General features: G+C 69.2%; 5 protein-coding genes. 3 read left to right on the plus strand and 2 right to left on the minus strand.

All coding sequences use genetic code 11. The features are described from left to right. Window positions 1-615 (plus strand): transposase (locus tag ACFQ87_RS43200; protein ID WP_380616498.1); only part of this gene is annotated, 615 nt, incomplete at its 5' end. Between the two features lie 71 nt (window positions 616-686). On the opposite strand, the gene ACFQ87_RS43205 is transcribed toward ACFQ87_RS43200, so the two are convergent. Next, window positions 687-1,754, minus strand: coding sequence for a tyrosine-type recombinase/integrase (locus ACFQ87_RS43205; RefSeq protein ID WP_380616500.1), 1,068 nt, complete (start codon window positions 1,752-1,754; stop codon window positions 687-689). A 337-nt stretch (window positions 1,755-2,091) separates the two neighbouring features. Between ACFQ87_RS43205 and ACFQ87_RS43210 the strand changes: the two genes are divergently transcribed. Beyond that, window positions 2,092-2,589: a winged helix-turn-helix domain-containing protein gene (locus ACFQ87_RS43210; protein WP_380616501.1), complete on the plus strand. Its 498-nt coding sequence runs from the start codon at window positions 2,092-2,094 to the stop codon at window positions 2,587-2,589. Next, on the plus strand, window positions 2,586-3,902 hold the full coding sequence (locus tag ACFQ87_RS43215; RefSeq protein WP_380616502.1) for an MFS transporter: 1,317 nt from the start codon (window positions 2,586-2,588) through the stop codon (window positions 3,900-3,902). The genes ACFQ87_RS43210 and ACFQ87_RS43215 overlap by 4 nt, the downstream gene beginning before the upstream one ends. Before the next feature lie 54 nt (window positions 3,903-3,956). On the opposite strand, the gene ACFQ87_RS43220 is transcribed toward ACFQ87_RS43215, so the two are convergent. Continuing rightward, window positions 3,957-7,148, minus strand: a complete 3,192-nt coding sequence (locus tag ACFQ87_RS43220) for a Tn3 family transposase (protein ID WP_380616503.1) — start codon at window positions 7,146-7,148, stop codon at window positions 3,957-3,959. Between the last annotated feature and the right edge of the window lie 295 nt (window positions 7,149-7,443).

Below are 7,443 nucleotides of genomic sequence, written 5' to 3' on the forward strand. Positions count from 1 at the left end.
AACTCGCATGTCCGGTTCGGGGAGCGGGCCGGGGAAACGGACCAGCCGAAACGCTGGCACCGCGCCCCGGTCCGACTCCACTGGGCCACCGAGGCCCTGGACGAGGAACGCCGGGCCGCCTGGAACCGCGCCAGGCGCCAGGCGGCAGACCCCGAACTCGCCCGCCGTCTCAAGCACTCCCGTCACGCGCTGTGGAAGAACCCCGAGGACCTCACCGCCCGCCAGCAGGCAAAACTCGCCTGGATCGCTACCAACGACCCGCGCCTGCACCGCGCCTACCTCCTCAAGGAGGGACTGCGCACGATCTACCGAATCGCCAGAACAGAGGGCGCGCCTGCCGCGGCCGAGGCGCTGGACCACTGGCTGTCCTGGGCGAGGCGGTCGCGGATTCCGGTCTTCGTCGAACTCGCCCGCAAGGTCCAACGCCACCACGACGCCATCCTGCACGCGATCGTCGAGGAGTTGAGCAACGGACTCATCGAGTCCACGAACACGAAGACCAGGCTCATCATCCGCAGAGGCTTCGGCTTTCGCTCCGCCGAGGCCGTCATCGCCCTCGTCATGCTCTGCCTCGGCGGCAACCGCCCCACCCTGCCCCGACGCCAACTCACATGATCCGACCCACAGATCCAGCACAAGAGCCCCAAAGCCGCCTTGGGATGATCTTGAGCTGAGCTGAACCGCAGTCAGCGTCGGCGGGCGGCCGGGTCCTGGGCGGCGACGTGCCGAGCGACTGCGTCCACGCCCGGCCGGGCGTACCGCTCGAGCGAGCGGACGGAGGCGTGCCGGGAGCGGGCCAGCAGCATCGGGGTGCTGGTGCCGTTCTCCGCGTCGTGGGTCAGGGCGGAGTGGCGCCACCGGTGCAACGTCCAGCCCTGCAGCTGCTCCCGCTGCTCGGGCCGGGCGAGGGGGTTGGCCAGCAGCCGGGTGGTCTCCTCGAAGATCTCCTCCGCGCGCCGGTAGGACAAGCGGGCCCGCCCGGTGACCGGACAGATGTCGTTGGTCGGCTTCCCGGCCGGCGCACGGCGCTCGGTGAGGAACAGCGGGCCCTGGCTGCGGCCGGCGATCAGGCGGGGCAGCAGCTGGGCGGTGGCGGACTGCCAGTGGATCCACTCGGTGGCGCCGCCCTTCGCAGTGACCTTGCCGCGCTTGTCCGCAGTGAACAGATCCTCGACGTTGAGGCAGAGCGTCTCCTCCGCCCGCGCTGCGGACTCGTACAGCAGCCGCCACAGCGTCTTCTCGCGCAGGCCCACGTCGTCCAGGCGCCAGACGGCGGCGACCTGGGCCAGGGAGAGCGCCTTGGTCTTGTCCGGCGGGGCCGGGCGCCGCTCGATGCCGAAGGTCGGATCCGTGGTGATCCAGCCCTGCCGGCGCCACCAGTCGATCGCCTTGCGGATCACCGACAGTTCGCGGTTGACGGTGTCGGCGTCCAGCTCGTCCGCCCGGTCGGCGGCGAGCTCGGCCAGCAGCTCGGGCAGCGCCTCGTTGTCCAGCGCGGTGAGCGCGAGCGCCGGCGGCTTCGCCCCGCGCCGGGCGGGTCCGGTCGGCGTCGCCTCGCCGGCCAGCATCCAGCCCCAGTTGGTCAGCGAGATCCGGTAGACCCGTGCCGAGCCCTTCGAGATGCCCGCCGCTGTCAGGTACCGGTCGATCGCGGCGGCGTACGAGCCGGGGCCGGCGGCCAGGGGCACGATGCGGGCGCGCGGAAGCCGAAGCGCGCCCCCACTCTCCGACACGGCCGCCTGTTCGATCGCCACCCTCGCCCACCCCTCCGACGCTGTCGCGGTAAATGCGTACACCTCACCCCCGGCGGCGGTGATCATGCTCGATCGAACATGCGAGGCCATCGCGGGGTCCGATCCGGGGTCCGGAGGCCCTGTCGCGGTAAATCCGTAATTTACCGCGACGGGTGAGGCGGCATGTCCCAACTGCCGCCGCCAACCCTTGTAAAGGGTTCTTTCTAAAGATAGCTTTAGATGCATGCCTGAGGAGAGTTCACCGCGTTCCGTTCGCCTGACCGATCCCCGTGCCCTGCGTGCCTACGCTCATCCGACGCGGCTGGCGTTGGTAGGGCTGTTGCGCCGGGACGGTCCAATGACCGCCACCCAGGCCGCTGAAGCCATCGGTGAGAGCGTCGCCAGTTGCTCCTTTCACCTGCGCCAGCTGGCGAAGTACGGCTTGGTGGAAGAGGCCGGGGGCGGCCGAGGGCGGGAGAAGCCGTGGCAAGCCACCGCTATGTTCACCAGCTGGGAGGCTGGCATTATCGAGGACCCAGCGGCGGCCGCCGCCACGGAAGCGCTCCAGCTGGCCATTGCCGAGCGGTACTTTGAGCTCACCACGCGCTGGGTTCAGGAGCGGTCCCAGGAACCGGTCGAGTGGCAGCAGGCCGCGCAGTTCGGTGACACCCTCCTGCATCTGACGGCAGCTGAGCTGGGCGAGCTGGGCGGGCAGATCCAGGACCTGATGCGGCCATACCTGGAACGGCTCGACGACGCGAGCAAGCGCCCCCAAGATTCGCGGCCGGTCACCGTGCTGCAGCTGGCCTTCCCCACCCGTGCCGGCAGCCGAAACAACCAGGAGTCGGCCTCGTGACCGCGTCCGCCCCTGACCGGCCGGTGCCGGGCTCGACGCCAACGAGGCCCTTATCAGCCGGGATGCGCTTGTTGCCCGACCTGCTCCGGGAAGTAGCCTTCCGCCGCTACTGGACCGGCCAGACGATCTCCGGCCTCGGCGATCAGATCTCCTCCATCGCGATTCCGCTCGTAGCAGTCCTTGCCGCGCATGCCAACGCCGCCCAGATGGGCTACCTCGCTGCCGCGACCTGGCTGCCCAATCTGCTGTTCGCGCTCCATGCCGGCGTCTGGGCGGACCGCCGAAGTCACCGGCGCCGGGTCATGATCGCCGCAGACCTCGGCCGGCTCGCCCTCATCGCCACCATTCCACTCGCCTACGCCTTCAACGCACTCACGCTCGCCCATCTGTACGCGGTGGCGCTGGCGACCGGGACCCTCTCGGTCCTCTTCGATGTCTGCAACGCACCGCTGTTCAACGCTCTGGTCCCGCCGGACCGGTATGTCGAAGGGAACTCCCTGATCAGCGGCAGCCGTGCCATGTCCCAGGTCGCCGGTCCGAGCATCGGCGGGGTGTTGGTGCAGATCCTCTCGGCGCCGCTCGCCCTGTTGGCCGATGCTCTCTCCTTCGCTGCCTCAGCCTTCGCCCTGTCCCGCATCGCGCCGGTCGAACCCCCTGCGGAACGCAAGACCCACGGCCAGCTCGCGGAAGGCGCACGGTTCATGGTCGGTTCGCCGATGATGCGCGCCTCACTTGCGGCCACTGCCACCGTCAACTTCTTCACCTTCATGGTTGCGGCCCTGTTCGTGCTGTACGCCACCACCGTCCTCCGCCTCGACCCCGGTCTGCTCGGCGCAGTTCTGGGTGCCGGATCCGTGGGCGGACTCCTGGGGGCGCTCTGCGCCGGCGCCATCACCAGGCGAATAGGTGTCGGGCCGACCTTCATCCTCGGCAGCATCGTCTTCCCCGCCCCCCTGCTGCTGATCCCCGCGGCGCACGGGACCACTCCCGTTGTCCTCGGGCTCCTGTTCGCAGCCGAATTCGGTTCCGGACTCGGAGTGATGTGGCTGGACATCGCCGGGGCCTCCATCTTCGCCGCGATCGTTCCGGACAACCTGCGTTCCCGCGTCTTCGGTGCCTACCGGAGCGTCAACTTCGGTACCCGTCCGCTCGGTTCGCTCGTCGGCGGTGCCCTCGCCGGCACCATCGGCCTGCGCCCCACCCTGTGGGTGGCGGTCGTCGGTGCCCTCACCTCGTTCTTGTGGCTCCTGCCTTCCCCTGTCCTGCGGCTCCGCGAGTTGCCGACCCGCGACCGGCACACCCCAGCAGCCTGAACCGACCGTCCCTGTACCAGGCCAGAGCAGACGGACTCGGCGGCTACCCCGCCTTCACGCCGCCTCGTCCTGCGCCAGCGCACTGAAGTCGACGTCCAAGCGGGCGTCGTAGGCGTCCGGGGTGATGCCGAGTTCGTGGGTGGAGTACTCACCGAACCGCTTGATGTGCTCGGTCAGGTACGGGGAGATCTGTGCCAGGTCGAGCGGGTCAACGATCCAGCCCTCGGCCTGCAGCTCGCGCACCACGTCGCCGATGTCCAGGGTGTTGTGGAAGATCACCAGGTTGGCCAGCAGGGAGGTGAATTTCACGTCCTTCTCCTGCTCGACCGGGTCGTTCGCCGCCACGGTGCCGTGCTGGCCGAAGCGGACCCAGTCGGAGAAGCCGTTGAACGCCTCGACCTTGTTGGTCGCCGCCGTCACCCGGGCCCTGAGCGGAGCGTCCGAGAGGTAGCGCAGGAGCTGGACGGTGCGGATGACCTTGCCGACCTCGCGGAAGGCGGTGTAGGTGGCGTTGCGGCGAGAGCCGGACCGCAGCCGCTTGAGCAGCGTCGCGGAGGAGATCGTGCCTTCGCGGATCGAGACGATCACTTTCATGAGGTCCTTGAAGTGGGTCTCGATGAGGTGCCAGTCGATGACGTTGCGGCCTGCTTCGCCGAACAGGGCGTCGATGTGCTCGTACTGCGCGGTGCGGTTGGGGCGGAAGAACAGCAGGTCCTTCCAGTTGCGGATCCTGGGCATCAGGTCGATGCCGAGCAGGTGCGCGATCGCGAAGACCGGGTAGCTCTGGCCCTGCGTATCCGCATGGACCGTGGTGGGCTTCACCTCGGAGGTGTTCTTCAACAGGCCCTCGATGATGTACACGGCCTCCCACACACCACACGGCACGAAGTGCGTGAACAGCGCGATGTACAGGTCCGAAACGTGGTGGTACGCGATGCCGCCGACCGCCCCGTACCGCACGCTCGTCTCGGCGAGCAGGTTGTCCAGGTAGGTGTCCATGTGGGTGCCGTCGGCCGCGGCGGTGGTGCCGTTGCCCCACGCCCGGGACAGGTCGAGCTGGGCGTGCCGGTCGACCACGTCGCCGATCGCCTCGTTCAGCTTCGCGGTGGTGACGTGCCGCCGGGCCGCCACCGATAGCTCATGGCCGGAGACGCCAGCGATGTGCCGGGCGGCCTCGGCGTACGTCATGTTCGTGCCCTTGACGAACGTCGTGATGACGTACCGACCGAACGGGTCCTTCAGCTTCGGGTCGTTGCCGGAGGCCGGCCCGAACCGGTGCCACCACTCGATCCAGTACGCGGTACGGGCCACGATCCCCAGCAGCGTGCGCTCGGGCATCCGCTCCTTGATGGCCTGCTCCAGCACCTGCGCGCTCTTGCGGGGCTTCTCCGCCCGGCGCGGCTTGAGCTTGGGCACCCCCGAGTCCGGGTCGATGAACAGCTCGTCGTTCTCCGGGTACTCGCCGTCCGCCTTCGCCGCCGCCTCGCGCAGACGGTCCCGGAGCTGGGCGACCAGCGTCCGGCCGTCGAACGGCGTCGTGTCGCCCGGCGCGCGCAGGCCGACCTCCACCAGGTACTCCGGCAGCTTCGCCTCCACCTGTTCCCAGGGCAGCAGCTGCTCGGACCAGTCGGCGTACTCCTCCGAGCCGATCACCGCGACGTCGCCGGTGCGGAACTCCTCGGCGAGGTAGTAGAACACCATCGCCTCGAAGTGGCGGCGCACGAAGTGCCCGGGCTGGCGGCGGTCGCGGATGACCTTCTGCCAGTTCTGCGTGGCGAAGGAGACGTCCACCTTGCGGCCCTTGTCGTCCCGGTCGGGGATGAAGTCGCGCACCTTGGCGCGGTGGCCCTTGGCGTGCGCCAGGGCGTCCAGCACGGAGGAGTCCTCGCTGGTGGCCTTCAGCTCGATGACGTCGGTCAGGTCGAACATCACCGGCCGGTCGGCCTTCATGTGCCCGTGCAGCAGCACCTCCCAGTTGTCGCCGTGGTGCGCGGACACCCGCTCGATCTGCGCGTACTGGGCGTCGAAGCCGCCGAGCCCCTCCACCGCCGCGGTGAGCGACGCCAGCCCGTTCGACTGGACCATCAGCCCCTCCGCGAGCACCAGCAGCGCGGGCGACACCCGGCCCTCCAGCTTCCGGGCGACCTCCGTCGCGGTGGACTCCTCGTCCAGGCCCTCCAGGGCGTCCAGGGCTGCCTTGGTCAGCGCTGCGGCCTTTGCCCGTGCGGTCTGCGCGGGCCCGCCGGCGTCGACCTGCTGCAGCAGGGTGCGGTAGTTGGCGACCAGCGTCTCCACGATCTCCTGCTGCTGGCGGCGGATCTCCTCCAGCTCCTCGCGGGCCTTCTTCGCCTTCGCGGCCATCCGCTTGCAGAACATCGTCGCCAGGTCGTCCCGCGCCCGCATCCGCGCCTTCGCCGCCAGGCAGGCGATCAGCGCGACCCGCCGGTCCGTGGTGTAGTCCTTGAGCGTGGCCGCGTCCTGGGCCTCCGCCTCGCCGGCGAAGTCCGCGACCTTCCCGGTGGCCACCCCCTGGAGCCACTTGGAGGTCTCGCCCAAGCCGTCCACCCACTCCAGGTGGCCCTTCAGCCGCTTGAAGTTCGACCAGGTCGCCCGCCCGGGGTTGTTCTTCAGCGCGTTGAATAGCGACTTGCCGTCCAGGCCGACCACGTCGACCAGCTTCAGCAGCCCGTGCCGCTCGTCCTCGGTCATCCGCTCGCGGATCCCGGCCAGAATCTCCTCGTTCACCCGGGCCCGCACTGTGGAGGCCATCGCGTCCAGCGTCGAGAACCGGGGGATCTCCAGCCCGGCCTCCACCAGCTTCTCCAGCGCGATGTTGATCAGATCGGCCGGGTTGTTCTTCGACGCCGCCCCGATGCGCATCGCCTCCTCGGCCAGCGCCCGGGCGGCCGGCCCGTCGTTGCGCATCCCGCACCGCTCGCGCACCATGCCCCGGTGGAGCCGCACTGTCCGCTCCGACCGGTACACCGCCTCGGTGTGCTCCGGCAGCTCCACCGCCCGCCGCACGAACTCCACCACTTGATCCGGGACCTCGGACGGCTTCGGGAAGCACCCCATGCGCTGGTACGACTTCAACGCCAGCAGCAGCGCCAGCTGGTGCTCATCCGAGTCCGTTACCCCCTCCGCCCAGGCCCGCTCCTCCTCGGACGGCGTGAAGAACACGTGCAACTCGCGCGCGGTGATCAGCCGCTTGAACCGCGGGTACGCGGTCCGCTCGATCGAGGTCATCCCCACCCCACCCGGTATCCAGCCCTGCCGGACGCGCCCCAAGCGCCCGCGCGGGATCATCGTGGGCAACCGGACCTGAGATGATCAGAACCACAGAACCCGGGACAACGCCGGTCACGGAGTGATAGAGCCCTGAACAGGCATCACGGGCTCAAGATCATCCCGCTGCCGCTTTTGGGCTCACCTTGGCTGGACCCCTTGACCCCCGCGAGTTCGCGGAAACTGAAGGTTCTTCAGCGCGAACCCGAGGGTCCGTTGCCCTGATGTTAGGGGGTGGACCCATGGGTTCGTGGTG

The sequence above is a fragment of the Kitasatospora sp. NPDC056531 genome, from assembly GCF_042794375.1.
In the GTDB taxonomy this organism is placed as follows: Bacteria; Actinomycetota; Actinomycetes; order Streptomycetales; family Streptomycetaceae; genus Kitasatospora.

Bases quoted from the DNA above. Each gene is read 5' to 3' on its own strand.
- ACFQ87_RS43210 (WP_380616501.1), top strand. From the start codon at position 2,092: ATGACCGCCACCCAGGCCGCTGAAGCCATCGGTGAGAGCGTCGCCAGT.
- ACFQ87_RS43220 (WP_380616503.1), bottom strand. From the start codon at position 7,148: ATGACCTCGATCGAGCGGACCGCGTACCCGCGGTTCAAGCGGCTGATC.